This window comes from Microbulbifer litoralis, assembly GCF_023634065.1.
Lineage (GTDB): Bacteria > Pseudomonadota > Gammaproteobacteria > Pseudomonadales > Cellvibrionaceae > Microbulbifer > Microbulbifer litoralis.
The window spans coordinates 508,387-534,095 of record NZ_JALKCV010000001.1 but is presented as its reverse complement, the minus strand read 5'-3'; the positions used below and the strand labels follow the sequence as shown (position 1 = coordinate 534,095).

At 61.9% G+C, this 25,709-nt stretch carries 25 protein-coding genes, 1 tRNA gene and 1 riboswitch; of the genes, 25 read left to right on the top strand and 1 reads right to left on the bottom strand.

From position 1 onward, the window contains the following. Window positions 1-155: 155 nt before the first annotated feature. A riboswitch (molybdenum cofactor riboswitch) is annotated at window positions 156-342 on the top strand. The 10 genes from moaA to MWN76_RS02040 all read left to right on the top strand — a co-directional run bounded on the left by moaA (window position 331) and on the right by MWN76_RS02040 (window position 9,256). Then, entirely contained in the window at window positions 331-1,299 is a 969-nt protein-coding gene (gene moaA / locus MWN76_RS02085; RefSeq protein WP_250458941.1) for a GTP 3',8-cyclase MoaA, read from the top strand. It overlaps the preceding riboswitch by 12 nt. Continuing rightward, window positions 1,292-1,876 (top strand): molybdenum cofactor guanylyltransferase, encoded by a 585-nt coding sequence (gene mobA / locus MWN76_RS02080; RefSeq protein WP_250458940.1) that lies wholly within the window; start codon window positions 1,292-1,294, stop codon window positions 1,874-1,876. The genes moaA and mobA overlap by 8 nt, the downstream gene beginning before the upstream one ends. A gap of 79 nt (window positions 1,877-1,955) precedes the next feature. Beyond that, window positions 1,956-2,465, top strand: coding sequence for a molybdenum cofactor biosynthesis protein B (moaB, locus tag MWN76_RS02075; RefSeq protein ID WP_250458939.1), 510 nt, complete (start codon window positions 1,956-1,958; stop codon window positions 2,463-2,465). Beyond that, on the top strand, window positions 2,466-2,975 hold the full coding sequence (gene moaC / locus MWN76_RS02070) for a cyclic pyranopterin monophosphate synthase MoaC (RefSeq protein ID WP_345780045.1): 510 nt from the start codon (window positions 2,466-2,468) through the stop codon (window positions 2,973-2,975). It begins immediately after the preceding gene. After that, window positions 2,972-3,220, top strand: a complete 249-nt coding sequence (gene moaD / locus MWN76_RS02065) for a molybdopterin converting factor subunit 1 (RefSeq protein ID WP_250458938.1) — start codon at window positions 2,972-2,974, stop codon at window positions 3,218-3,220. The genes moaC and moaD overlap by 4 nt, the downstream gene beginning before the upstream one ends. Beyond that, on the top strand, window positions 3,217-3,675 hold the full coding sequence (gene moaE / locus MWN76_RS02060) for a molybdopterin synthase catalytic subunit MoaE (protein WP_425606576.1): 459 nt from the start codon (window positions 3,217-3,219) through the stop codon (window positions 3,673-3,675). The genes moaD and moaE overlap by 4 nt, the downstream gene beginning before the upstream one ends. A gap of 539 nt (window positions 3,676-4,214) precedes the next feature. Continuing rightward, window positions 4,215-5,765, top strand: a complete 1,551-nt coding sequence (locus tag MWN76_RS02055; RefSeq protein WP_250458935.1) for a Re/Si-specific NAD(P)(+) transhydrogenase subunit alpha — start codon at window positions 4,215-4,217, stop codon at window positions 5,763-5,765. Between the two features lie 15 nt (window positions 5,766-5,780). Further along, window positions 5,781-7,172, top strand: a complete 1,392-nt coding sequence (gene pntB, locus MWN76_RS02050; RefSeq protein WP_250458933.1) for a Re/Si-specific NAD(P)(+) transhydrogenase subunit beta — start codon at window positions 5,781-5,783, stop codon at window positions 7,170-7,172. Between the two features lie 79 nt (window positions 7,173-7,251). Further along, window positions 7,252-8,853: a S41 family peptidase gene (locus MWN76_RS02045; protein ID WP_250458930.1), complete on the top strand. Its 1,602-nt coding sequence runs from the start codon at window positions 7,252-7,254 to the stop codon at window positions 8,851-8,853. Window positions 8,854-8,857: 4 nt separating this feature from the next. Continuing rightward, complete coding sequence (locus tag MWN76_RS02040) at window positions 8,858-9,256, top strand: LPS-assembly lipoprotein LptE (protein ID WP_250458929.1); 399 nt, start codon at window positions 8,858-8,860, stop codon at window positions 9,254-9,256. Window positions 9,257-9,334: 78 nt separating this feature from the next. Here the strand turns inward: MWN76_RS02040 and MWN76_RS02035 are convergent, their stop codons facing one another. Then, window positions 9,335-9,637: a YhbY family RNA-binding protein gene (locus MWN76_RS02035; RefSeq protein WP_250458927.1), complete on the bottom strand. Its 303-nt coding sequence runs from the start codon at window positions 9,635-9,637 to the stop codon at window positions 9,335-9,337. 123 nt (window positions 9,638-9,760) lie between these two features. Here MWN76_RS02035 and rlmE point away from each other — a divergent pair, with 123 nt between their 5' ends. The 15 genes from rlmE to MWN76_RS01960 all read left to right on the top strand — a co-directional run bounded on the left by rlmE (window position 9,761) and on the right by MWN76_RS01960 (window position 25,702). Beyond that, complete coding sequence (gene rlmE, locus MWN76_RS02030; protein WP_250458925.1) at window positions 9,761-10,381, top strand: 23S rRNA (uridine(2552)-2'-O)-methyltransferase RlmE; 621 nt, start codon at window positions 9,761-9,763, stop codon at window positions 10,379-10,381. Between the two features lie 176 nt (window positions 10,382-10,557). Then, window positions 10,558-12,453, top strand: a complete 1,896-nt coding sequence (ftsH, locus tag MWN76_RS02025; protein ID WP_250459325.1) for an ATP-dependent zinc metalloprotease FtsH — start codon at window positions 10,558-10,560, stop codon at window positions 12,451-12,453. 192 nt (window positions 12,454-12,645) lie between these two features. Continuing rightward, on the top strand, window positions 12,646-13,491 hold the full coding sequence (gene folP / locus MWN76_RS02020) for a dihydropteroate synthase (protein ID WP_250458923.1): 846 nt from the start codon (window positions 12,646-12,648) through the stop codon (window positions 13,489-13,491). Between the two features lie 155 nt (window positions 13,492-13,646). Continuing rightward, on the top strand, window positions 13,647-14,999 hold the full coding sequence (gene glmM / locus MWN76_RS02015) for a phosphoglucosamine mutase (protein WP_250458921.1): 1,353 nt from the start codon (window positions 13,647-13,649) through the stop codon (window positions 14,997-14,999). A gap of 87 nt (window positions 15,000-15,086) precedes the next feature. After that, on the top strand, window positions 15,087-15,818 hold the full coding sequence (tpiA, locus tag MWN76_RS02010; protein WP_250458919.1) for a triose-phosphate isomerase: 732 nt from the start codon (window positions 15,087-15,089) through the stop codon (window positions 15,816-15,818). A gap of 72 nt (window positions 15,819-15,890) precedes the next feature. After that, a complete protein-coding gene (secG, locus tag MWN76_RS02005; RefSeq protein ID WP_250458917.1) occupies window positions 15,891-16,331 on the top strand; it encodes a preprotein translocase subunit SecG in 441 nt (146 codons plus the stop codon). Window positions 16,332-16,340: 9 nt separating this feature from the next. After that, window positions 16,341-16,426, top strand: a tRNA-Leu gene (locus MWN76_RS02000). Between the two features lie 531 nt (window positions 16,427-16,957). After that, window positions 16,958-17,446 carry a hypothetical protein gene (locus tag MWN76_RS01995; protein WP_250458915.1) on the top strand — a complete coding sequence of 163 codons (489 nt, stop codon included), beginning with the start codon at window positions 16,958-16,960 and terminating at the stop codon, window positions 17,444-17,446. A 2-nt stretch (window positions 17,447-17,448) separates the two neighbouring features. Continuing rightward, on the top strand, window positions 17,449-19,488 hold the full coding sequence (locus MWN76_RS01990; RefSeq protein ID WP_250458914.1) for a tetratricopeptide repeat protein: 2,040 nt from the start codon (window positions 17,449-17,451) through the stop codon (window positions 19,486-19,488). Continuing rightward, window positions 19,485-22,700 carry a tetratricopeptide repeat protein gene (locus MWN76_RS01985; protein ID WP_250458913.1) on the top strand — a complete coding sequence of 1,072 codons (3,216 nt, stop codon included), beginning with the start codon at window positions 19,485-19,487 and terminating at the stop codon, window positions 22,698-22,700. Before MWN76_RS01990 ends, MWN76_RS01985 begins: the two co-directional genes overlap by 4 nt. 57 nt (window positions 22,701-22,757) lie before the next feature. Continuing rightward, window positions 22,758-23,351, top strand: coding sequence for a tetratricopeptide repeat protein (locus MWN76_RS01980; protein WP_250458912.1), 594 nt, complete (start codon window positions 22,758-22,760; stop codon window positions 23,349-23,351). Continuing rightward, window positions 23,348-23,668, top strand: coding sequence for a hypothetical protein (locus MWN76_RS01975; protein ID WP_250458911.1), 321 nt, complete (start codon window positions 23,348-23,350; stop codon window positions 23,666-23,668). Before MWN76_RS01980 ends, MWN76_RS01975 begins: the two co-directional genes overlap by 4 nt. A 98-nt stretch (window positions 23,669-23,766) precedes the next feature. Beyond that, window positions 23,767-24,555, top strand: a complete 789-nt coding sequence (locus MWN76_RS01970) for a MotA/TolQ/ExbB proton channel family protein (protein WP_250458910.1) — start codon at window positions 23,767-23,769, stop codon at window positions 24,553-24,555. After that, window positions 24,555-25,154, top strand: coding sequence for an ExbD/TolR family protein (locus MWN76_RS01965; RefSeq protein ID WP_250458909.1), 600 nt, complete (start codon window positions 24,555-24,557; stop codon window positions 25,152-25,154). The genes MWN76_RS01970 and MWN76_RS01965 overlap by 1 nt, the downstream gene beginning before the upstream one ends. Beyond that, window positions 25,151-25,702 (top strand): ExbD/TolR family protein, encoded by a 552-nt coding sequence (locus MWN76_RS01960; protein ID WP_250458908.1) that lies wholly within the window; start codon window positions 25,151-25,153, stop codon window positions 25,700-25,702. Before MWN76_RS01965 ends, MWN76_RS01960 begins: the two co-directional genes overlap by 4 nt. Window positions 25,703-25,709 lie beyond the last annotated feature (7 nt).

The window sequence follows — 25,709 nt, the reverse complement described above, 5'->3', positions numbered from 1 at the left end:
CCGGCCTGATTTTGGTGCGCCGGGTACCGGCGAGTGCCGGGCGGGCTCGGCTGTCCCCCGCATCCGGGCGGTGGCACAGAGTTTGCCTGATTGAACAGGCAATCACCGATTGGAGCTGTTCTTATTCCAGAACATTGAGAACAAATCGAATTCGCTGACATCGTAAACACCGAGCCCGTCGATCTAAGTTCCCCGGAATAGGATTTGCGGGCCGTGACCGAAACCGCGACAAGCGGTCGCGGTCACCAGGGTCGGCAGAGAAATCCTCCGGCCTCCCGAGAGCCAGTACCGCCAGCGGCGCTGCGGCTCGATGACTTGGAAAGGCGTTTGATGCTTAAAGATAACCTCGGGCGCAGGTTCTATTACCTGCGCCTGTCCGTCACTGATGTCTGCAACTTCCGTTGCAGCTACTGCCTGCCCGATGGCTATCAGTCGACTGACGAATCCCCCCATCTCTCCGCCGCGGAGGCGGCGACCGTGGTGCGCGCCTTTGCCGGCCTGGGCACTGAAAAGGTGCGCCTGACCGGCGGCGAGCCGTCGCTGCGCGCCGACCTGCCGGAGATCATTGCCGCCAGCAAGGGAGCGCCCGGTATCCGCCGGGTGGCCGTGACCAGCAATGGCTACAAGCTGCCGCGGGTCATCGATGCCTGGTGCGATGCGGGGCTGGACCAGCTGAATATCAGTATCGATACCCTGGACCGCCGCGAGTTCGCCGACTTTACCGGCCACGATTGCCTGCCCAGGGTGCTCGACGGCATCGAGCTGGCGCGCGCCCTGGGAGTGCAGGTCAAGGTCAACGCGGTGCTGCTGGCCGATGGCGCCGAGCGCCGGCTGCAGGCCTTCCTGCACTGGCTGCGCGACACGCCGGTGACCCTGCGCTTTATCGAGCTGATGCGCACCGGCGACAACCGCGACTATTTCGCCAGCAACCACCTGCGTGGCGCCACGATCGAGCAGCAGCTGCTGCGCGACGGCTGGCAGCTCCTGCCGCGGGCGCGCGACGCGGGGCCGGCGCGGGAATACAGCCACCCGGATTACCGCGGCCGCATCGGCCTGATCACCCCCTACAGCGAGGATTTCTGCGACAGCTGCAACCGCCTGCGGATTTCCGCCCAGGGCCGGCTGCACCTGTGCCTGTTCGCCGATCAGGGCCTGGACCTCTACGACATCATCCGCTCCGGCGACAGCGATGCCGTCGCGGCGCGGGTGCGTGAACTGATCGGCCACAAGGAGCCCAGCCACTACCTGCAGCAGCAGCGGGTGGGCGCCACCCGCAACCTGGCAATGCTCGGTGGTTAGCCGCCTGAGTGTCTGCCCGCTGGTGCTGGCCGGCGGCCGCTCGCGCCGCATGGGACGCGATAAGGCGCAACTGCGGCTCGCCAGCGGACAGACACTGCTGGCGCGGGCGGAGTCCCTGCTGCGCAGCCTGCGGGTGCCGGGGCTGGAATTCCTGCCGCCGCTGACCAGCGGCGACAGGCCCGGTGGCATTGCGGACCGGGTGCCGGATCGCGGCCCGTTAGGCGGCCTGCACGCTGTCGCCCACTTCCTGCAGGAGCGGCAGGTCCGCTGCGACGCACTGCTGGTGATACCGGTGGATATGCCGCTGCTGCAGCGCGCCCAGTTGGAAGCCCTGTGCTGCGCGGGCCCGGAGAGCGGCGCCGGAGCGCTGTGCTTCGACCGGTTTTACCTGCCGCTGTGGCTGCGCCTGGATGAACGCTGTCGCAATTACCTGCGAGCTGCGGTCGAGCGTCCTGAAACACCGCCGGTGCGCGCGCTGATAGCAACCCTGGGTGGCTGTCAATTGCGGAAGCCGCTGGGCGACTGGCACCAAAATGTAAATACCATGCGGGAGTTTTCGAATCTCACGCTTCCGTAGCATGGGCAAAGCGAAGCGCGCTCATCACCGGGCTTGATGGGCACGTCGCCGTGCTCTTTATTTCGAGGAAAACCAGACAATGCAAGATCGAGAAAATAACGCACTATCCATCGCGGTGCTGACGGTCTCCGACACCCGCACCGAAGACACGGACACCTCCGGCCAGTATCTGGCCGAGGTACTCCAGTCCGCCGGCCACACGCTGCATGAAAAGAAAATCGTCCGCGACGATATCTACCAACTGCGCGCGGAGGTTTCCCGCTGGATCGCCGATGACAATGTGCAGGTGATCCTGACCACCGGCGGTACCGGCTTCAGCGGCCGCGATTCCACCCCGGAGGCGCTGGCGCCGCTGTTCGACAAGCGGGTGGAGGGATTTGGTGAGCTGTTTCGGGCAATTTCCTACGACGAGATCGGGTCCTCGACAATCCAGTCGCGCGCACTCGCCGGCCTCGCCAACAATACGCTGGTCTGCTGTATGCCCGGTTCCACCGGCGCCTGTCGCACCGCCTGGGAAAATATCCTCGGCCAGCAACTGGATGCGGCTTTCAAACCCTGCAATTTTGTCGCCCACCTGCGGGGGAAATAAATCGTGTTGACCCATCTGAATCAGCGGGGTGAAGCCAGTATGGTCGATGTCACCGATAAATCGGTGAGCGAACGCATTGCCCGTGCCGAGTCCCTGGTCTGTATGAGTGCCGAAGCCTTCGGGCAACTGCAGGCTGGCCAGAACAAAAAGGGCGACGTGCTCGCCACTGCGCGCATCGCCGGTATCCAGGCGGCGAAGAAAACCGCCGACTTGATCCCGCTGTGCCACCCGCTGGCCCTGACCAGGGTGCAGGTGGATTTTGAACTGGAGCCGGAATACAACCGTGTCCGTATCGCCAGTTTCTGCAAGCTCGCCGGCCGGACCGGCGTGGAGATGGAGGCGCTGACGGCGGCATCGATCGCCGCGCTCACCATCTACGATATGTGCAAGGCCGTGGATCCGGCGATCACCATCGCCCACACCCGGCTGCGGGAAAAAATCGGTGGCAAGCGCGGACACTGGGTGCCCGGTGAGTCGCGAGCGGCCGGAGACGTGGAGGAACACTGGTGATACGGGTACTTTTTTTTGCCGGGCTGCGCGAACAGTTGGCGTGCGCCGAGATTTCAGTGCCGGCGGAAACGTGCGGCACCCTGGCCGAGTTGCGCGCACACCTGGGCGGACGCGGTGAGCAGTGGCGTTCGGCGCTCGCCGACGACAATCTGCAGATGGCCCTCAACCGTTCGGTGGCTACGCCGGATACCGCCGTCGGCGGTGGCGATGAAGTCGCTTTCTTTCCGCCGGTAACCGGGGGGTGAGTGTGGCCGTCAGTATTGCCGTACAGCGGGAAGCCTTCGATGTCGGGGCCGAATACGCGCAGTTGCGACAGCACAATTGTGCGGATGGCGCCACGGCGATGTTTACCGGCTCGGTGCGGGACCTGAATATGGCGCAGTCGGTGAGCTGCCTGGAACTGGAGCACTATCCGGGAATGACGGAAAAGGTGCTGCGGGAAATTGCCGGGCAGGCCGCCGGGCGCTGGCAGCTGGGGCGGGTGCGGATAGTGCACCGGTTTGGTCGCCTGCATCCCGGTGAGGATATTGTCTTTGTCGGCAGCACGGCCCCCCACCGCCAGGCGGCACTCGATGCCTGTGCCTTCATGATGGATTTTCTCAAGACCCGGGCGCCATTCTGGAAAAAGGAAAGCGGCCCTGAAGGGGAGCACTGGGTGGCCGCACGCCAGAGTGATCTCAAAGCGCTCGATAAATGGTAGTTCGGCGAGCGGTATACGAAGCCCGTCATGATTCCGTATTGTTCACCAGTCAATTCCTGTCGTTAAACTACTGTTCAAATTCGCACAGTATCAACTGAAACTGTGCGCTGGTTATCCCGCTATCACGCCACTTGTCCCGCCCCGGTGATGATCTGATTGACCTGTGGATATGGTCGGTTTTGACAACCTGGCCAATGGGCTGGTCCGTCTGTATCCAGGCGTTATGCGGGCTGCGTAAAAGTTTCACCTGCAACTGCAGAATAGTTTCCGGGGACTATTGCCAGGCGCGAATTTCGTTATTGATAACTTTTATATGCGAATCAGTTAAATATTCTTTTAATAAGCCCGCTTGGCGTATAAACTTTTTCGTCCTTTCCGAGAGTCTGTATTTCCCGAATTCCGTTTTTCATGTTCGAGTCTTACGGGCAGGAAGTGAGCAGATGTATCAATAAAAATGCCGATGAAGGCTTTGCGACGTTGCAGGAAGTTGGCGGCAGGCGTAAAGCCGAATCCGGCAAACTGACTGACGGAGCAAAGCGGTGATCATAGCCATACCGAAAGAGACTGCAGCTGGGGAGGCGCGGGTAGCGGCCACTCCCGACAGCGTGCGGCGTTTGCGTGACCTGGGGTTTTCGGTCGCGGTGGAAACAGGGGCGGGTGCGGAAGCCAGCTTCACCGACGACGCCTATGAGCAGGCCGGCGCGAAGATCTGCCCGGATATCACGGCGTGCCTGGAAGGGGCCGGCCTGGTCCTGAAAGTGCAGGCCCCGAGTGATGAAGAGCTGGAGCTGATCCCCGCCGGCGCGACCCTGGTCGCTTTCCTGAAGCCGGCCCAGAATGGCGACTACCTGAAAAAACTCGCCGACAGGAATATCAATGCCCTGGCGGTGGAATCGATTCCGCGTATCTCCCGGGCGCAGAAGATGGATGCGCTCAGCTCCATGGCCAATATCGCCGGCTACCGCGCAGTGGTCGAGGCGGCGCACAATTTTGGCCGCTTCTTTACCGGCCAGATTACCGCTGCCGGGAAAATACCGCCGGCCAAGGTGCTGGTGATCGGCGCCGGTGTCGCCGGCCTGTCGGCCATCGGCACCGCCAAGAGCATGGGTGCCGTGGTGCGCGCCTTCGACACCCGCGCCGAAGTGCGCGAGCAGGTGGAGTCCATGGGAGCGGAATTCCTCACCGTGGATTTCGAGGAGGAGGGCTCCGGCTCCGGCGGCTATGCCAAGGAGATGTCCAAGGAGTTTATCGACGCGGAGATGGCGCTGTTCCGCGAGCAGGCCAAAGAGGTGGACATCGTCATCACCACCGCGCTGATTCCCGGCAAACCTGCCCCCAAGCTGTGGCTGGCGGATATGGTCGACAGCATGGCCGAGGGCTCCGTGGTCGTGGATCTGGCGGCGGAGAACGGCGGCAACTGCGACTACACGGTGCCGCACGAGAAGACGGTCGAGAGCGGCGTCACCATTATCGGCTACACCAATCTGCCCAGCCGCGCCGCGACCCAGTCCTCCACCCTCTACTCCACCAACCTGGCGCACCTGCTGAGTGAGCTTTCGCCGGAGAAAGACGGAGAGATCAACCTCAATTTCGACGACGAGGTGATTCGCGGGGCGACCGTGGTCAAACAGGGCGAAGTCACCTGGCCGCCGCCCGCCCCCAAGGTTTCCGCCCAGCCGAAACCGGCCCCGGAAAAGAAACCCGAGCCGGAACCCGTAACGGAGGAGAAAACACCCGGGCGCAAATCGCCGCTGGCGATACTGGCGTTCTGGGCCGTGGCCGGTGCGCTGTTGCTTTGGCTCGGTCGCGTGGCGCCGCAGGAATTCGTCTCCCACTTCACCGTATTCGTACTGGCGATCTTTGTCGGCTGGCAGGTGATCTGGAACGTGACCCACGCGCTGCATACACCATTGATGAGTGTGACCAATGCCATTTCCGGTATCGTCGTTGTCGGCGCACTGCTGCAGGTGGGCGCCACCGGCTCCGGCCTGGTCACGCTGCTCGCCTTTGTCGGTGTGCTGGTGGCGAGCATCAATATCTTCGGTGGCTTTTTCGTCACCTACCGCATGCTGAAAATGTTCCACCGCTAACAGAGGAGAAAAACGATGAACGGTATGATTTCCATGGCTTATCTCTTCTCCGCGGTGATGTTCATTCTCAGCCTGGGCGGATTGTCCAGCCACGAGACGGCGCGACGCGGCAATATCTACGGCATGGTGGGTATGGCGGTGGCCATTATTGCCACCATCGCCGGCATCGCCACCGGCGCCTACTGGATGGTGGCCATCGCCATGGCGGTGGGTGCGGCGATCGGTATCTTCCTCGCCAGGCGCGTGGCCATGACACAGATGCCGCAGATGGTGGCGCTGTTGCACAGCTTCGTCGGCCTGGCAGCGGTGTTGATCGGCTGGGGCGGGTTCCTGGATCCGCGCCTTTCACTGACCGGTGCCGAGCACGTCGTGCACAACACCGAGATCTATCTGGGTATCTTTATCGGCGCCATCACCCTGACCGGTTCTCTGGTGGCCTTCGGCAAACTGCAGGGCCTGATTTCCGGCAAGCCGCTGATGCTGCCGGCGCGCCACTGGCTGAACCTGGCCGCGATCCTGGCCTGTGTGGTTCTGGGTGCACTGTTTATTCCCGCCGACCTGGGGGCGGGCACTGTGATCAACCTGCTGATCATGACCTCCATCGCGCTGCTGCTGGGCATTCACCTGATCGCGGCCATTGGCGGCGCCGACATGCCGGTGGTGATCTCGATGCTGAACAGCTACTCCGGATGGGCCGCGGCGGCCACCGGCTTTATGCTCAGTAACGACCTGCTGATCGTGGTGGGTGCGCTGGTGGGCTCCTCCGGTGCCATCCTCAGCTACATCATGTGCCGCGGCATGAACCGTTCCTTTGTCAGCGTGATCCTGGGCGGCTTCGGCTCCGACGGTGGCGAAGTGGCCGAGGGCGAGATCGAGGGCGAGGCGGTAGAGACCAGTGCCGACGAAGTGGCCGCAGACCTGGATGCTGCCGAGAGCATCATCATCGTGCCCGGTTTCGGCATGGCCGTGGCCCACGCCCAGCAGGCGGTCAGCGACCTGACCGACAAGCTGCGCAAACAGGGCAAGACGGTGCGCTTCGGTATCCACCCGGTGGCCGGCCGCCTGCCCGGACATATGAACGTGCTGCTGGCGGAAGCCAATGTGCCCTACGATATCGTGCTGGAAATGGACGAAATCAACGATGATTTTCCCGACACCGATATGGTGCTGGTAATCGGCGCCAACGACACGGTCAACCCGGACGCGGTGGAAAAGCCCGGTTCGCCGATTGCCGGCATGCCGGTGCTGGAGTGCTGGAAGGCCGGCAAGGTGGTGATCCTCAAGCGTTCCATGGCCTCCGGCTACGCCGGCGTCGCCAACCCGCTGTTCTACAAGGAAAATGCGCGCATGCTGTTCGGCGACGCCAAGGACAGCCTGCAGGCGGTGTTGGGCAAACTGACCGGCTGACCGTTTTTTCCCGTCGATTGAAACCGGCGGCGGTGGTAACCTTCGGGGCTTCAAAAATAAGAAACTGGAGCTCGTTCACATGGAGGCTACTGTCCGCCGCCTGGTTTTGTCTTTATCCCTTCTTTTCAGTGCCCTTTATCTGTCCGCCTGTGGTGGGGGCGGCGGCGACGGTGGTTCCGACAGTCCGCCCGACGTCGATGACGGTAATGACCAGGGCACTTGGGAAGAGGGGGTATTTCTGCCGGCCTCGACCTTTGCCAGCCGCTGCGTCAATCCGCGTAGCGGCACCGATCCCGACGGCAGGCGTTACCCCGATGTAAAGGGGACGAGGTTGGACGAGAACAACTGGCTGCGCTCCATGAGTAACGATCTCTATCTGTGGTATGGCGAGATCGAAGATCAGGACCCGGCCAATTTCAACGATTCCATCGAGTATTTCGGCGAGCTCAAAACGTTCGCCCAGACCGCTACTGGTGAGGATAAAGACAGGTTTCACTATACGGCGCCGACCAGTGAGTGGAGAGCGCAATCGGAATCGGGAGTCTTCGTTGGCTACGGTCTGCAGTGGGCCCTGCTCGAATCCTATCCGCCGCGCAAGGCGGTAGTAGCCTATACAGAGACCGAAAACGGGGACGGCCTGCCGCCGGTGGTAACACGGGGAGCGGAAGTGATTTCCGTCGATGGAGTGGATCTGGAATACGGCGACGATGTGGATACCCTGAACGAGGGTATGTGGCCCGCTGAAGTTGGCGATGCGCATATCTTCGAGCTGCTGCCGGTCGGAGCGGAAGAGCCCATCGAAATTGAACTGACTGCCCGGGCCGTGAAATCCGAACCGGTGCAGCTTGTTCAGTCTATTCCCGGGGCGATGGGCCGTCGTATCGGCTATATGTTGTTCAACGACCATATCGCCACCGCGGAGCCCCTTTTGATTGATGCTGTTAATCAGTTGGAGAGCTGGGATGTCGATGATCTGGTATTGGATCTCCGTTACAACAGCGGTGGCTACCTGTACATCGCCAGTCAATTGGCCTATATGCTTGCCGGCGATACTGCCGAGGGCCAGACTTTCGAGCAGGTAGTCTGGAATGACAAACATCCGGAAACCGATCCGGTGACAGGCGCACCCCTGACCCCGGAGCCTTTCATGACAGTTACGTCCGACAATAGCGGCTTGCAGAAGGACCTGCCATTGCCGGCTCTGAATCTGTCGCGTGTATTCGTGCTGACCGGCGGCAGTACCTGTTCCGCCAGCGAATCGATCGTCAATAGTCTGCGGGGCATCGGTATGGAGGTGGTCCAGATCGGCAATACCACCTGCGGCAAACCCTACGGTTTCTACGGTCTGGACAACTGCGGCACCACCTATTTCACTATCCAGTTCAAGGGCGTCAATGCCGATGGTTACGGCGACTACACGGACGGTTTCTTCCCCGATGGCAATACGGGTACCGAAGCCGACCTTCCGGGCTGCAGGGTCGGTGATGATTTTACCCATCCATTGGGCAATCCGGATGAAGCGCGGCTGGCTGCGGCGATTCACTATATCGAGACCGGCAATTGTCCGGAGGATATCCCGGCGGCAGGCTATTCGCGCGGTGCTATAGGTTCCTCGCTATCCAACAGCGACGGCAGGGTTTCCAAGTCTATCTGGCGCAGCAACCGGATCATGGTGAGGTGACCAGATGAAGACTGCAAACACCATTCGCTGTTGCGTTGCCGCGTTGCTGTTGACCGCCTGCGGCTCCCAGCCGGCGCAGGGCACGCCGGTGCCCGCCCTGCTGGAGAACACGGATGACAACAGTCACGCAGAGCTGGAGCGCGCCGTCTCCGAAGCGCTTCACGGAGTAACCGTGACGCTGGCCGATGACGCGCTGACCGAGGAGAGCTTGCTGATCATCGAGCGCCGCCCGGTGCGCAACCTGCAGCATCCCGGCGGCCTGAATGGCCGCAAGCTGAAGAAGCCGGAGAAGTTCCGGTTGATGACTGACGGTTCCGGCTGCTGGCTGGTCAAGCTGTCCGACAACAGCCGCTGGTCGCTGCCGGGCGCCAGCTGTGTGCCGGAACAGTCGGCGGAGGATTAACCTCCCCGCGAGAGGAAGTGCGGGGTTGTGGTGCCGGCGGCAGCGTTGCCGGTAATCCCGCCGGTGGCGCCGGGTATATCAGCGCAGCAGGTTGGACAGTTTGGCGTTGGGTTTCTCCGCCGCCCGGTAGATCAGGGCGATCTTGCCGATCTCCTGCACCAGTTCGGCCCCGCTTTTGTCGCACAGCTCGGCGATCACCTGGTGGCGCAGTTCGCGGTCCGCGACCACCAGTTTGACCTTGATCAGCTCGTGGTCTTCCAGTGCGCGGTTCAGTTCTTCCAGTACGCCTTCGGTCAGGCCCTTGCCGGCGACGGTGACCACCGGCTTCAGATTGTGCCCGATGGTGCGCAGGGCTTTTTTACGGTCGGCGGTTAAAGGCATACAATACTCCATTACCACATCTATCTTATTGTAGAAGCGGCCCGGGGCCGCGATCAGTGCCTGCTAGCGGCAAGATCGCGGCCCCGGGCCGCTGCTACGGGATCTGAGGAAGTATTGTACCCGATGGGCCGATCCAAGAGCAGCCACCGCTGGCTGCGAGAACATTTCAACGACCAGTACGTCAAACAGTCCCAGAAAGAGGGCTACCGCTCCCGTGCCAGCTATAAACTGCAGGAACTGCAGAAGAAAGACCGGCTGATCAAGCCGGGCATGACGGTGGTGGACCTGGGGGCGGCGCCCGGCGGCTGGTCCCAGGTGGCGGTGGAACTGGTGGGTCACAAGGGCCGCGTGCTGGCCTCGGATATCCTGCCGATGGACGCCCTGGCCGGGGTGGAGTTCGTGCAGGGCGATTTCACCGAGGAATCGGTGCTCAATGCGCTGCTCGACCGCCTGGGAGAGGAGAAAGCCGACCTTGTGATTTCCGATATGGCCCCCAATATGAGTGGTGTGCGCGATGTCGACCAGCCGGCCTCCATGTACCTGGTGGAGCTGGCTGTGGATATGGCGCGACAGGTACTGAAGCCGGGTGGCGGATTTGTCGCCAAGGTATTCCAGGGCGAGGGCTTCGACGCCCTGATCCGCGACCTGCGGGCCAGTTACAGCAGCGTTGTGACCCGCAAGCCGGGTGCGTCCAGGGCCCGCTCCCGCGAGGTCTACCTGGTGGCGCGGGGCTTCAGGGGCTGATCGGCCATTTCTGGCCCGGGGCCCGATATGGTATAAGCGTCCCTGCGCGCGAGGGCGCGCCGAAGTACATGCCTATACTGGTGTGACTGAATATTAGCGCGGCACAGGGCGTGCCGCCGGTCGGGCGCGCCCGGCCACAGCGTCAACAATGCGAGAGGGTGATCCCTTTGAACGATATGGCAAAGAATCTTGTACTGTGGTTGATCATCGCGGCGGTACTGCTGATGGTGTTCCAGAACTTCAAACCGCAGTCCCGGGACGAGTCCCTCAGCTACTCCCAATTCGTGCAGGACGTGCAGTCCGGCCAGGTGAAAAGCGTGGTGGTCGACGGCCTCACCATCACCGGCGAGAAGAACGACGGCAGCCACTTCAAGACCATCCAGCCGCAGATCATCGATGACGAGTTGACCAACGAACTGGTGCGCAGCAATGTACAGTTCGTCGGCCGCGAGCCGGAATCCCCCAGCATCTGGCAGCAACTGCTGGTGGCCAGCTTCCCGATCCTGATCATCATCGCCGTGTTTATGTTCTTCATGCGCCAGATGCAGGGCGGCGCCGGCGGCCGCTCCGGCCCCATGGCCTTCGGCAAGAGCAAGGCGCGCCTGCTGGGCGAGGACCAGATCAAGACCACTTTCGCCGATGTGGCGGGTGTGGACGAGGCCAAGGAAGACGTGCAGGAGCTGGTCGAATTCCTGCGCGACCCGAGCAAATTCCAGCGCCTGGGCGGCGCTATCCCCCGCGGCGTGCTGATGGCGGGCCCGCCCGGCACCGGTAAGACGCTGCTGGCCAAGGCCATCGCCGGCGAGGCGAAAGTGCCTTTCTTCTCCATTTCCGGTTCCGACTTCGTGGAAATGTTCGTCGGTGTGGGCGCGTCCCGCGTGCGCGATATGTTCGAGCAGGCCAAGAAACAGGCGCCCTGCATCATCTTTATCGACGAAATCGACGCCGTCGGTCGCCACCGCGGCGCCGGTGTCGGCGGCGGTCACGACGAGCGCGAGCAGACCCTGAACCAGCTGCTGGTGGAAATGGACGGTTTCGAGGGCAACGAGGGCGTCATCGTCATCGCCGCCACCAACCGCCCGGACGTGCTCGACCACGCGCTGTTGCGCCCCGGCCGTTTCGACCGCCAGGTGTTTGTCGGCCTGCCGGATATCCGCGGTCGCGAGCAGATCCTCAAGGTGCATATGCGCAAGGTGCCGGTGGACGACAAGGTCGATGCGCAGACCATCGCCCGCGGAACCCCCGGTTTCTCCGGTGCCGACCTGGCCAACCTGACCAACGAGGCCGCCCTGTTCGCCGCCCGCGCCAACAAGCGCGTGGTGACCATGGAGGAGTTCGAGCGCGCCCGCGACAAGATCATGATGGGCGCCGAGCGCAAGTCCATGGTCATGAGCGAGAAGGAGAAGGTGAACACCGCCTACCACGAGGCCGGCCACGCGATCATCGGCCGCCTGGTGCCGGAGCACGACCCGGTGCACAAGGTCACGATCATTCCCCGCGGCCGCGCCCTGGGTGTCACCCAGTTCCTGCCGGAGGAGGACAAGTACAGCATCTCCAAGCGCGCGATCGAATCGCAGCTGTGCTCCCTGTTCGGCGGCCGTATCGCCGAGGAGATGACCCTGGGCGTGGACGGTGTGACCACCGGCGCCTCCAACGATATCGAGCGGGCCACCGAGCTGGCGCGCAATATGGTCACCAAGTGGGGGCTGTCCGAGAAACTCGGCCCGCTGCACTACGGCGAGGACGATAGCGGCCAGCCCGGCGCCGGCAATCCGGTATCCGGCAACACCTCCAACGAGATCGATACCGAGGTGCGCCGCATTATCGACAGCTGCTATGAGCGCGCGCAGACACTGCTGACCGAGAATCGCGATATTCTCGAGGCGATGAAAGACGCGCTGATGGAATACGAGACCCTCGATGCCGAGCAGGTCGACGACCTGATGGCCCGCCGCAAGGTGCGCCCGCCGCGCGACTGGCACGACAACGACTTCGGTTCCGGCGGCAGCGCCAGCGGTGAGCCCGCCGGCGATGGCGAAAACCCGATCGGCGGCCCCGTCTCCGGGCACTGACCAATAAATGGTGAATGCGGAGTACGCGCACTGACATAGTGTTGCAGGAGCGGCCGCTGGCCGCGATCCAACTGCCGGGGTTCCCGGTAGCTGGATCGCGGCCAGCGGCCGTTTTTACGGCACAGCAGTGGACCGGGTATTCCGCATTCCGCGTTTCGTATTCCCTGTGAATCTCACCATTCCGTATCCCCTATGAATCTCACCTGCGGCAAAAACACCCTGGATCTCTCCCGCCCGGTCGTCATGGGCATTCTCAACACCACTCCGGACTCCTTCTCCGATGGCGGCAGCTACTATGCCGACGGCCGGCTGGATCTCGACCTGGCACTGCGCCGGGCCGAGCAGATTCTGGAGGAAGGCGGCGCCATTATCGATGTCGGTGGCGAGTCCACCCGGCCGGGCGCCGCGCCGGTCTCGGAGCAGGAGGAACTGGACCGCGTGGTACCAGTGGTGGAGGCAGTGGTCTCCAGGCTGGGCGCGATCGTGTCCGTGGATACCAGCACCCCGGCGGTGATCACCGAATCTGCAGCCGCAGGCGCCGGGATCATCAATGATGTACGCGCCCTGGAGCGCCCCGGGGCCGTGGAGGCGGCGGCCGCAACCGATCTGCCGGTCTGCATCATGCACATGCAGGGGCAGCCCGGCACCATGCAGCGGGATCCGCACTACGACGATGTGGTGGCCGAAGTGGGTGCCTACCTGCTGGAGCGGATGCAGGTCTGTGAGCGCGCCGGTATCGGGCGCGAGCGAATGATTTTTGATCCGGGTTTCGGGTTTGGCAAGAACGATGACCACCACCTGGCAATGATGCGGAACCTCCCGGAGCTGGCGCCGTCGGATATTCCGCTGCTGGTGGGAGTGTCGCGCAAGTCGATGGTCGGCCGCCTGCTCGGGCGCGACGTCCGCGACCGCCTGCCCGGCAGCCTGGCCCTGGCCATGCTGTCCGCCCAGCGCGGCGCCAGGATACTGCGTGTACACGATGTCGCCGCCACGGCGGACGTCCTCAAAATGCAGCAGCTGGTGGACGGCCCCTCTTAACTCCCGAGAACCTGAACCTTGAGGGACGTAGCCCGGATGGAGGCGCGCAGCGCCGGAATCCGGGGCCAGGTGGCGACGGGTTCCCCGGATTCCGCTGCACTCCATCCGGGCTACGTCTGTCTCTCATGCAATGAACAGAATCGAGAACCAACAATATGGCGAGAAAGTATTTCGGCACCGACGGTATCCGTGGCCGCGTAGGCGAGGGCGTGATTACGCCCGAATTCATGCTGCGGCTCGGCTACGCCGCCGGCAAGGTATTCGGCAAGCTGGCGGCCAACAAGCGCTCCGGCCGGCCCAGCATCCTGATCGGCAAGGACACGCGCGTGTCTGGCTATATGTTCGAGGCGGCGCTGGAGGCGGGCCTGATCAGCGCCGGCGTCGACGTGGGGCTGCTGGGGCCGATGCCGACACCGGCCATTGCCTACCTGACGCGCACCTTCCACGCCAGTGCCGGTATCGTGATCAGCGCCTCACACAATCCCTACCAGGACAACGGCATCAAGTTCTTCAGCGCCGACGGCAGCAAGCTGCCGGATCAGGTGGAGCTGGATATCGAGGCGGCGCTCGAACAACCCATGGTCACAGCGGCCGACCTGGGCAAGGCCTGGCGCATCGACGATGCCGCCGCCCGCTATATCGAATTCTGCAAGGCCTCCACCCCCTGGGGCTTCTCCCTGGAGGGCCTGAAGGTCGTACTGGACTGCGCCAACGGCGCCACCTACCACATCGCGCCCAAGGTATTCCGGGAATTGGGAGCACAGGTGTCCACCATCGGCGTCGCGCCGGATGGCGTCAATATCAACCTTGAGTGCGGCTCCACCAAGCCCCGGCAACTGCAGCAGGCAGTGCGGGAGCAGGGCGCCGACCTGGGGATCGCCTTCGACGGCGACGGCGACCGGGTGCTGTTTGCCGACTGCAACGGCGAACTGGTGGATGGCGACCAGTTGCTGTTCATGATCGCCCTGCACCGCCAGCAGTTCCTCGGCGGCTGCAACGGCGTGGTCGGCACCCAGATGAGTAACTACGGCTTCGAGCTGGGGCTGCGCGAGCGCCAGATCCCGTTCGATCGCGCCAAGGTCGGCGACCGCTACGTGCTGGAAAAGATGCAGGCCAACGGCTGGAGCCTGGGTGGCGAGTCCTCCGGCCATATCATCTGTGCCGACGCCACCACCACCGGCGATGGCATCATCTCCGCCCTGCAGGTACTGCGCGCCGTGTGCGATTTTGACGAACCGCTGCACCAGTTGAAGGGGCGCATGACGATGCTGCCCCAGCATATGATCAATGTCCGCCTCGCCCACCGCGATGGCGTGCTGGACCACGGGGATGTCAGGGCCGCGGTGCGCGCCGTCGAGGGCGAGCTGGCGAGTCGCGGCCGGGTACTGTTGCGCCCGTCCGGGACCGAACCCCTGATTCGGGTCATGGTCGAGGGCGAGGACCGCGCCCAGGTGGAACAGCTGGCCGGGCAGATTGCCGAGGTGGTCGAAAGAGTCGGCAACGCATGACCCACCGGGGGTTTGGAATGCGGAATGATTTCGCATTTACATTCCCCGGCAATATCGCTAAGATTTGCGCCCCTTGAAGGAGCACACATGCGCACACCGCTGGTAGCAGCTAACTGGAAAATGAACGGCAGCCGCGAGTTTGCCGAACAGTTTTTTGCCGCGCTCGATCTCGAGGGTGCGACTGCCGAAGTGGTTATCTGCCCCTCTTTCCCCTATCTGCCGCAGGTGGGGGAAAAGCTGAAGGGCATGGGCGTGGCGCTGGGTGCCCAGAACCTCAGCCAGGAGACCTCCGGAGCTTTTACCGGTGAGGTGTCGGCGGGGATGCTGCTGGATTTCGGGGTCCGCTATGCCATAGTGGGCCACTCGGAGCGCCGCAGCCTGTATGGGGAGAGCAGCGAACTGGTCGCGGGCAAATTCCTGGCCGCCCAGTCCGCCGGCCTGGTTCCAATCCTGTGCGTGGGCGAGACCCTGCAGGAGCGGGAGGCGGAGCGCACCCTGGAAGTGATCGGCAGCCAGCTGCAGGCGGTCGCCGAAGCCGGTAGCGGCAATATCTGGGGTTCTGCGATCATCGCCTATGAACCGGTATGGGCCATAGGCACCGGCAAGACGGCGACGCCGGAACAGGCACAACAGGTGCACGGGTTTATTCGCGGGTATCTCGGCGAGGCCGGGGCGGCGGTACAGATACTGTACGGCGGCAGCGTCAAGAGCGGCAATGCGGCAACCCTGTTTGCGCAGCCGGATATCGACGGCGCACTGGTGGGCGGCGCATCTCTGGATGCGGAAGAGTTTGCCCGGATCTGTCGGGCGGCGGGGTAGAAGCCCGGTCTGGCAGGCAAAACAGAATTCTGAATAACGGGCCCGCGGGCCCCGATAGCGAGCTTCCTGAAAATGGAAAAATTGGTTTTAATCGTACACGTCCTGACCGCGCTCAGTATTATCGGTCTGATCCTGCTGCAGCAGGGCAAGGGCGCCGAAGCGGGTGCCTCCTTTGGCGCAGGCGCTTCACAGACGGTATTTGGCAGCCAGGGCAGCGGTAACTTCTTTTCCCGCCTGACCGCCATCATGGCCACTGTATTCTTCGTGACCAGCCTCGGCCTGGCGCTGTTGTCCAAGCGCGATGCCGGTGCGGACATTGATGCGGATCTGCCGCAGGCGCCGGCAGTCGAAGAAAGCCAGCCGAGCGAAGTGCCGGCCATGGAAAGCGATATCCCCGAGCTGCAGGAAGAGCCGGCCGGAGATATTCCCTCCTCCGGTGAGATCCCGCAGGTGGAGACCCCGGAAGCCGAACAGGCTCCGCAGGCCGATGAGCCGCAAGGGGAGCAGCAGTAACAGTTTTCAGCCCAGGTGGTGGAATTGGTAGACACGCTATCTTGAGGGGGTAGTGAGCTATGCTCGTGCGGGTTCAAGTCCCGCCCTGGGCACCACATCAAAATCCGGGTATTCCGGAGTCCGACAGAAAGCCCCGCTCTGCGGGGCTTTCTGCGTTTTGGCGGCACTGTAATGTTGTAAATCTTCTCTGGCATCTTCCCGGGAGCGCCGCGCTGGAGAGCTTTGGTTTCCCCTGGGCGTTGCCGCCGGCTTTGCTCGACTTTGTGAGGTGTGTCGCAAAGTCTGCTTATTGTTCCGGCCGCGACCTTCCCCAAAAAAGTAAATCCCGGAGAAACCTGCTGCCGCTTTGCGTACATGTTCACTTTTTAGGGTCGTTGCCCGTGCCATGTCGTATCAGCTAACACCGTCACATCTCTTCCCCGCTACAAGTCTGTAGCTGCGCGACGATTGCGCCGGATTGTGCGGGATATGATCTGCCTCACATTTGGCCTTGCCCGGATTGCAATACAATCGCGCTGACCTGATGCCCCCCTGATAGCACACGGTTTCCGTTGTGCCCGACTGGAAATTCCGGCGTCGTGTTCGAGGTAGGTGACATGTTCAGATTTCTACAGATAACCCTTTTTATGCTTTTGACCTCTGCCTGTTTTGCGCAGAGCACTGGAAGCGTAAGTCGCGACGAGATCCGCGGGCTCGACGAGCAGATCCAGGATGTAAAAAAAGATGTGATCGGGCTGACCGCCGAGCTGTCGCAGTTGGAGGAAAAGCTACTCTTTCCATCGAACACCCAGGTCTCTTTTTTCGTTTCCACCGCCGATGCGGAGACTTTCAACCTGGAATCGGTGGAGTTGAAGCTCGACAGTGAGGTCGTCGCCCACCATCTCTATACCTTCCGCGAGATCGAAGCCCTGCAGAAGGGCGGCGTGCAGAAGATCTTTACCGGCAATGTACAGGCCGGCAATCACCCACTGGAAGTCAGTTTTATCGGCAAATCGGCGTCGGGCAGGGAATACCGGGCAACGGCCAGTTATCAGGTGGAAAAGCAAGTCGGCCCCAAATTCGTCGAAATCAAAATAGCCGGTACCGAGTCCGCGATCCGCTTCAAGGACTGGTAACCATGCGCGCTCCCCTGGCTTCTGCTCTCTTCCGCGCCCTCCCCCGGCTGCGCAGATTGGCCCTGTCGCTGTGTGCCGTGCCGGCGGTAGCGGGGGCCGCCGCTGTGGCCGACCAACCGGGCAAGCTCGAGGATCTGTTCTTCGGTGAGGCCATGTACCAGGCCTACCAGGAAAACTATTTCGATGCGATCGTGGAGCTGGATACGGAGCTACAGCAGTACCGCAACCTGGATGAGCCCGAGCTGGATCCGTTTACCGCGCACCTGGGCCAGGCCGAGTTCTCTGTCGGCGATCTCGAGCTCTCCTATCGTATGCACCGCGAGGCCGGCCGCGCGATCGAGGCGGTGCTGAAGGGCAATGTCCCGCAGCCGGTGCGCAACGAGGCCGCCTATCGCCTGGCCCGTATCCAGTACCACAAGCAGCAGCCGCTCAATGCACTGCACGCCCTGGAGATGATCGAGGGGCGGGTGCCGGAACGGGTGAGGCCCGACGAACAGTTCCTGCGCGCGCGGGTGTATATGGAGCTGGGGCGCTTCGAAGAGGCGGTGGAACTGCTGGAGGACCTGAAGGGAGAAGAGTCGCTCGACGGTTTTGTCGAATACAACCTCGGCATCGCGCTGTTGAAGGCGGACCGGACCGAGCGCGGCATCCTCGAACTGACGGCGCTGGGCAAGCGCTCCAGTTCGGAACCGGCCATGCAGGCCCTGTACGACAAAACCAACCTGCTGCTTGGCTCGCACCTGATGGAGTCCGGCGAACTGGAGCTGGCCCGCCCCTATTTCGATCGCGTGCACCTGGAGGGGCCCTTCTCCAATCGCGCGTTGCTCGGGGCCGGCTGGGTCGAGGCGCGCGCGGGCCGCTACGATCGCGCGCTGGTGCCCTGGCAGATGCTGCAGGATCGCAAGGTTACCAATGAGTCGGTACAGGAGGTCATGCTGGCGGTGCCCTTTGCCTACGGCAAGCTGGATGTACACAGCACCGCCGCGATCAACTACGGCCGCGCGCTGGAAACCTTCGGTCGCGAAATCGACACCCTGACCGGTTCCATCCAGAGTATCCGCGAGGGCAAATTCCTGGAGGCGCTGCGCCGCAAAGAGGCGAACCAGGTCAAGAACTGGGTCGTCGCCCTGCGCGACCTGCCGGGGGCGCCGGAGACCCACTATCTCCTGGATCTGATGGCCAACAATGACTATCAGGAATTCCTGCGCAACTACCGCGACCTGAATGATCTCTTCGAACGCAACGAGTCCTGGCTCGACAGCCTGGCGGCCTACGAGGATGTCATCCGCCAGCGCCGCGCCTACTACGAGCCGCTGCTTCCGGGGCTGGACCGGAAGTTCCGCGAGCTGGATGCGCGTATACAGGTGCGTATAGAACAGCGCGACAGGTTCGCCAGCCGTATCGAGCAGATGCTGGTGAGCCGGCGCCCGGAATACCTGGCCAGGGCCGAAGAGCAGGAAGCACTGCAGAGGCTGGGGAGAATCCGCTCCGTGCTGCAGCGCAGCCCCAACCTCAGCAGCGGCGAAACCGAAGCGCGGGTGGCGCGGCTGCAAGGCGTACTCAACTGGCGCCTGGCCACCCAGTACGATGACAGGCTGACCGATGCCTACAAACATCTGCAGGAACTCAACGAAGAGATCGAGGCATTGCAGGCGGTATACAACTCTTACGTGCGCAGCCGCCAGGCGGCGACGCACAGCTATGTAGGCTACAACGACACCATCGACCGCCTGCGGGCCCAGGTCAATCGCACCCAGGAGCGGCTGGATCGCCTGATGGCGCGCCAGGGCAACATGCTGGAAAGGCTCGCCGTCGACGAGCTGGAGCGACGCCGGGCCCAGCTGGAGAGCTACCAGATCAAGGCACGCTTCGCCCTGGCGGACAGTTACGACCGCGCCAACGAACTGCAGGAACAGCGCGAGGACCAGCGCAGGATCGAGATGCACCAATCCTCGTCGCAAGGCACCGAGGAAGATGGTGAAGCTCTTCCCCAGGACAATCCGCCGGAACTGGAAGCGCCCGAAGATGGAGGCGAAGAATGAATCCCCTCCTGAACGCCGTCTCCCGCCGCAGGAGCCTGCCCGCAGGCGAAAAAAACGGGGCCATCCAGGCATGCAGAAACAGCCAGCCCCCGGCAGGGCGTGTCTTTCTGCGCTGCGCCACCCTGGCCTCCATGGCGCTGTTGCTGAACGCCTGTGCGAGCAACAGCGGCAAAACCATTGCCAGCCTGCAGAAGGTCGATATTGAAATCAGGGAACAGCATATCGACGGCAGCCTCGAGAAAGCGCTGGCGGGCTACCAGCAATACCTGCAGGAAACACCGGAAACCAACCTGACACCGGAGGCGATACGCCGTATCGCCGACCTCAAGATCAAACAGGCACACCGGGCGGAAGACCGGGCCATTGACAGCGCCGTTGCCGACGCCGCCGGCGGGGGCAGCGACGCCGTGGTCTCCATCGACCCGGAGTCGGCGACCCGGCCGGGCCGCAAGATGGACGCGCCGGAAACAGCGGTTGCCCCGGCCGCCGCTGCAACGGCCGCAGCGGCCAGCGGCATCGCCCGGCACGACGAATCGGATAGCGATTTCGAGACAAGGGCCACCGCCGGAATCGATATTCCGGAAGACGATACCCCCATCGCCCCCCCGGGCGACAACCCGGATGCACTGCTGGCAGCCAATGCGCGCGAAGCCATCAACCTCTATCGCAAGCTGTTGGCCAAGTACCCGCTCTACGACCGCAACGACCAGGTCATGTACCAGTTGTCGCGCGCCTACGAAGAGATCGGCGAGATCGAGAAAGCGGTGGAAGTGCTGCGGGAAATGGTGGCGAAGTTCCCCGATTCGCGCCACCTCGATGAGGCCTGGTTCCGCCTGGGTGAGTACTACTTCACGCGCAAGAAATACCTGGACGCGGAGGAGGCGTACGGCAAGGTTATCGCCATGGGCGAGGCCTCCAGTTTCTTCGAGCTGTCGCTCTACAAGCGCGGCTGGTCCCTGTTCAAGCAGGAAATGTACGAGATGGCACTGGATGACTACATCGCCATGCTCGATTACAAGCTCTCCCAGGGCTACGACTTTGAACAGCAGAGCAACCAGGTGGAGCGCAAGCATGTCGACGATACCTTTCGCGTCGTCAGCCTGAGCTTTTCCTATCTGGGCGGGGCCCGTTCCATCGTCGACTACTTCGAGCGCAAGGGCTCGCGGCAGTACGAGTCCATGGTGTACAGCCATCTCGGCGAATACTACCTGACCAAGCGCCGCTACCAGGATGCGGCCGAAGCCTACAATCTCTACGTGGATCGCAACCCCCTGAACAAGGTTTCCGCGGATTTCTCCATCCGTGTGATTGAGATCTACCAAGAAGGCGGCTTCCCGAAACTGGTGCTGGAAGCGAAGAAAGACTTCGCCACCACCTACGCGCTGAACGCGCAATACTGGACTGTCTTCGACGTCAACGAGTACGGCGAAGTGGTGGACTTCCTGCAGACCAACCTGATCGACCTGGCGGGTCACTATCATGCCGCCTACCAGAACAAGAAACTCAAAGACAAAAAGCCGGAGCACTACCGGGAGGCAATCCACTGGTACCGGAAATATCTCGAGTCGTTCAGCGACAGGCCCCGTGCGCCGGAAATCAATCACCAGCTCGCCGGTCTGATGTTGGAAAACCGCGATTTCCACGGCGCGGCGCGGGAGTACGAGCGCACTGCCTACGAATATCCGGCCCACGAGAAATCCAGCGAAGCGGGCTACGCCGCGGTCTACGCCTATCGCGAGAACCTCGCCAATGCGCTGAAAGACGCATCGGCACAAAAGCGCGCGCCCTTCCAGCGGGAAGTCATCCGTTCCTCGCTGCAGTTTTCGGATACCTTCCCCGAGCACGAGAAGGCCGCACAGGTGATGGTGGGCGCCGTCGAAGACCTGTACAGCCTGAAGGATTTTCCCCAGACTATTCACAACGGCCGGCTGCTGCTGGAAAAATTCCCGCAGGCCGAGACCGGCATCCGTCGCTCCGCGTGGATGCTGGTGGGGCACGCCTCGTTCGATACGGACGCCTTCGTCGAGGCGGAGTCGGCATACGGCGACGCCCTGGCCCTGACTGCTGCCGATGCGGAAGACCGCGCGGCGTTGATCGACAACCTGGCGGCCTCCATCTACCAACAGGGTGAACTGGCACGCAAGCAGGAGGATCACGCCACGGCGGCGAAGCACTTCCTGCGTATTCGCGAATCCGCGCCCGGCGCGACCCTGTTGGCTACCGCCGAATACGATGCCGCGGCATCGCTGATTCTGCTGGAAGACTGGGGCCGGGCGGCTTCGGTACTGAAATCTTTCCGGCAGAACTTCCCCGAGCACAAGCTGATCAAGGATGTCACCAAGAAACTGGCGGTTGTCTACCAGGAGAGTGGCGAACTGTTACTGGCTGCCGCCGAGTTCGAGCGTATCGAACGGGAATCCGAGGACGATGCCGTGCGCCGGGAGGCCCTGACCCAGGCCGCCGACCTCTACAGTGCCGCCAAGGACGACGAGAAGGCCCTGCGGGTGCTGCGTCGCTACGTCAAGCTCTTCCCCAGCCCGATGGAGCCCGCACTGGAAACGCGGCAGAAGATTGCCGGGTTATATAAGGCGGCCGGCGAACAGGGGCGTTATAAGGATGAGCTCGAGCAGATGGTGCGCATCGAGCTCCGCGGCGGCGACCAGCGCAATGACCGCACCCGCTACCTGGCGGGCAACGCGGCCCTGATCCTGGCGGAGCCCCGCTTTGACGCCTTTACCGAGATCCGGCTGGTGGCACCGATCGAACAGAACCTCAACAGGAAGCGCACGCGGATGAAGGCGGCAATCAGTGCCTATTCCGACCTGATCGACTACCAGGTGGCCGATGTGACTGCGGCGGCAACCTACTACCTGGCGGAAATCTACCTGCATTTCAGTCGCGCACTGAAAGAATCCGAGCGGCCCACAAACCTGAGCCCGCTGGAGCTGGAGGAATACGAGCTGGCACTGGAGGAGCAGATCTACCCGTTTGAGGAGAAGGCGATCTCCGTGCACGAGAAGAACGTCGAGCTCCTGGGGATGGGCATATACAACAATTGGGTGGAAAAGAGTATCGGCAAGCTGGCCGGCCTGGTACCTGCACGCTACGCCAGGGCCGAGGAGTCCGGCCAGTATGTACAGAGCATCGTGCCGCTGCCGCCGGCTCCGGAGCAGGCGAGTACGGAAGAGCCCGCTTCGGGCACAAAAGGCTAATCCCCTCGGGAGGGTATCCCGGAATAAAGTTTCCGGATAAGGCAAGAAACAAGGTTTATGACTCAGCTCCAGAAAACATTGCAAAGACTGGCTGTTCTGTCCCTGGTGGTACTGCTGGCCTCGTGTGCCTCGGCACCGTCGAAGCCGGGAAAGGTGGAGGACTTCTCCTCGGTCGATGTTTCCGGCAGCGTAAACCGGGACTTCGAGAAGTCGCTGGAATATCTGCGCGCAGAGAATTATGCAGCTGCCATCGAACTGCTGCAGAGTGTGATCGAGCGCGAAAAACGCCTGCCAGCACCCTATATCAATCTGGGGATTGCCTACTTCAAAAGTGGCGATGAAAAACACGCGGAAGAAACGTTCATGGCTGCACTGGAGCGGGATCCACACAATCCGGTGGCCACCAATGAGCTGGCGGTTCTGTACCGCAAACAGGGTCGGTTCCAGGAGGCGCGCAAACTCTATAGTGCGGCGCTGGGCGAACACCCGCAATATCTTCCCCTGATCAAAAACCTTGGGATTTTATGTGATCTCTATCTGCAAGATCTGGATTGTGCTCTGGCACAATTCCAACACTACCTGCAGCTGGAACCTGAAGACAAAGACGTCACTATCTGGATGGCAGATCTCAAAAGGAGGGCCGGACAATGAGACTGGGAATCGCGATAGGTTCATTGTCGCTGGCATTGCCGATTGCTCTGGGCAGTGCGTTGGCGTTTGCACAGTCGGGCGAGTCGGAAAGCGAGGAGAAGAAGGTCGACAACGACGTCAAGGAACTCTCCGGTATCTCGATCATCGGCAACAAGGAAGCGCCAAAATCGCTCTATATCGTCCCCTGGAAAAGCTCCGAGGTGGGTGTGGAAAGCGACCTGGCCTCGAGCCTGATGGATGGCAAGCTGAAACCTCTGGACAAAGAGGTATTTATGCGCGAACTGGAATTTTATGAGCTGAGTCTCTCCGGGGACTGAGCGGACTCCCGGCCGGGCACGGACAGAAACACCGTGCGCCTGTGGCGCACAACAAAGATTCAACAAATTACTGCAGTATTTTCTAAAGAGGGCTTGTAATGGACTTTTTCAACAGCGTAATCGCGTTCTTCCAGACAGGCGGTACCTTCATGTACCCGATCCTGGTGGTTGCCGCGCTGGGGATCGCGGTGGCGGTGGAGCGCTATATCCGCCTGATTTACGAGCGCCACACCAACCGGGCCATGTGGGACAAGCTGGAGCCGGTGCTGAACTCCGGTGATTTCGATCGCGCGCGCAACCTGGTCAAGCAGGACAAATCCGGTGTCAGCCAGGTGCTGGCGATGGGCCTCGCCCGCCAGGGGGCCGTACGCCGGCGCGAGGACATCGAGATCGCGATGGAAGAGAGCATGATGGAGATTATTCCCCAGCTCGAAAAACGCACGCCCTACGTCGCACTCTTTTCCAATATCGCCACACTCTTGGGCCTGCTGGGTACCATTATGGGCCTGATCGAGGCGTTTACCGCAGTAGCCAACGCCAACCCGGCGGAAAAGGCCGACCTGCTGTCGGCCAGTATCTCGGTGGCGATGAACACCACCGCATTCGGCCTGATGACCGGTATTCCGCTGCTGATCATTCACGCCCTGCTGAACTCCCTGACCGGCGAGATCGTCGACAGCCTGGAAATGGTATCGGTCAAGGCACTGAATATTATCGCCATGTCCTCCCGCCGCCGCCGGGATACCGGAACTGATGAGCCGGCCGAAGAGGCAGAGGTTTCCCCGGAGCCTGTGGAGGAGGAGCAGCAGGCGTCGGCTGCGGAAGACACTGCCGAACCCGATAGCGAAGAAACCACAGCCGAAGAACAGCAAGCGGAAAAAGTGTAATGAGAAGACGGCGCCATGGGAGAGATAAAGAAGCCCCGGAGCTGGACATTACCGCCTTCCTGAACCTGATGGTGGTGCTGGTGCCGTTTCTGCTGGTATCGGCCGTATTTTCCCGGGTTACGATTCTCGAGCTGAATATGCCTTCCGGTGCCGGTGGCGGCGCCCCGGACGATCCGACGGTCACGGTTGAGGTCGTGGTGCGCAAAGACGCACTGGAGATCAGTGATGGTGAGAAAGTGGTCGCCCGCTTTCCCAACCTGGGCACTGCAGGGCAGGGCGAGACGACGGAAACCGGCAGCGAGACAGCGGCGGATACCGATGCTTCCGCTGAGCAGGCCGCGCAGCCCGTACTGCCCACAGAGGATGTCTACGATCTGGAGAAACTGAGCCTGGCCCTGCTGGATATAAAAAGCAGCTATCCGGAAAAGACAGATTCGATCCTGCTGATGGAGCCGGATATCGCCTATGAGCACCTGGTCGGTGTCATGGACGCCGTGCGCGGCGCCGATGTGCGCGAAGAGGGCAGTAACCCCGACGACCCGGAGGCCGTTGAGCATGTGGTTCTGTTCCCGGATATATCCATAGGAGATGCGCCGTGAAACGACAAAGCCGACGCATGAAACGCATGGCCCGGAGCCACAAGCGTAAGAAGACCCAGGGCATGAACCTGACATCGCTGATGGATGTATTCACCATTCTGGTCTTCTTCCTGTTGACCAATACATCCAGCAACGAGGCCCTTGAGCCGCCAAAAGTGATCACCCTGCCGGACTCGGTCGTAGAGACCAAGCCGCGCGAGACGGTAACGCTGATGGTTACCGATGAGGAAATCCTGGTCGAATCCAAGTCAATTGTCGCGACCAGTGATGTGATCAATAGCGAGGAGAGAATCATCGAAGCCATCAAGCAGGCGATGATCTCGGAGATGGACAAGGCCATTCTGGTCGCCAGTAACGAACAGGATGAACAGCAGGCAGAGACTGCTGGAGAGGAAGGTGAAGACCAATCCGCGCTGCCGCCGGAAGTGAATATTCTCGCGGACAGAACCATACCGTTCAGCCTGCTCAAGAAAGTGATGTCCAGCTGCACTGATGCTGGGTACACCAAGGTTTCGCTGGCGGTCATTCAGAAAGCAGCTCAAGGTTAGTAGAAGT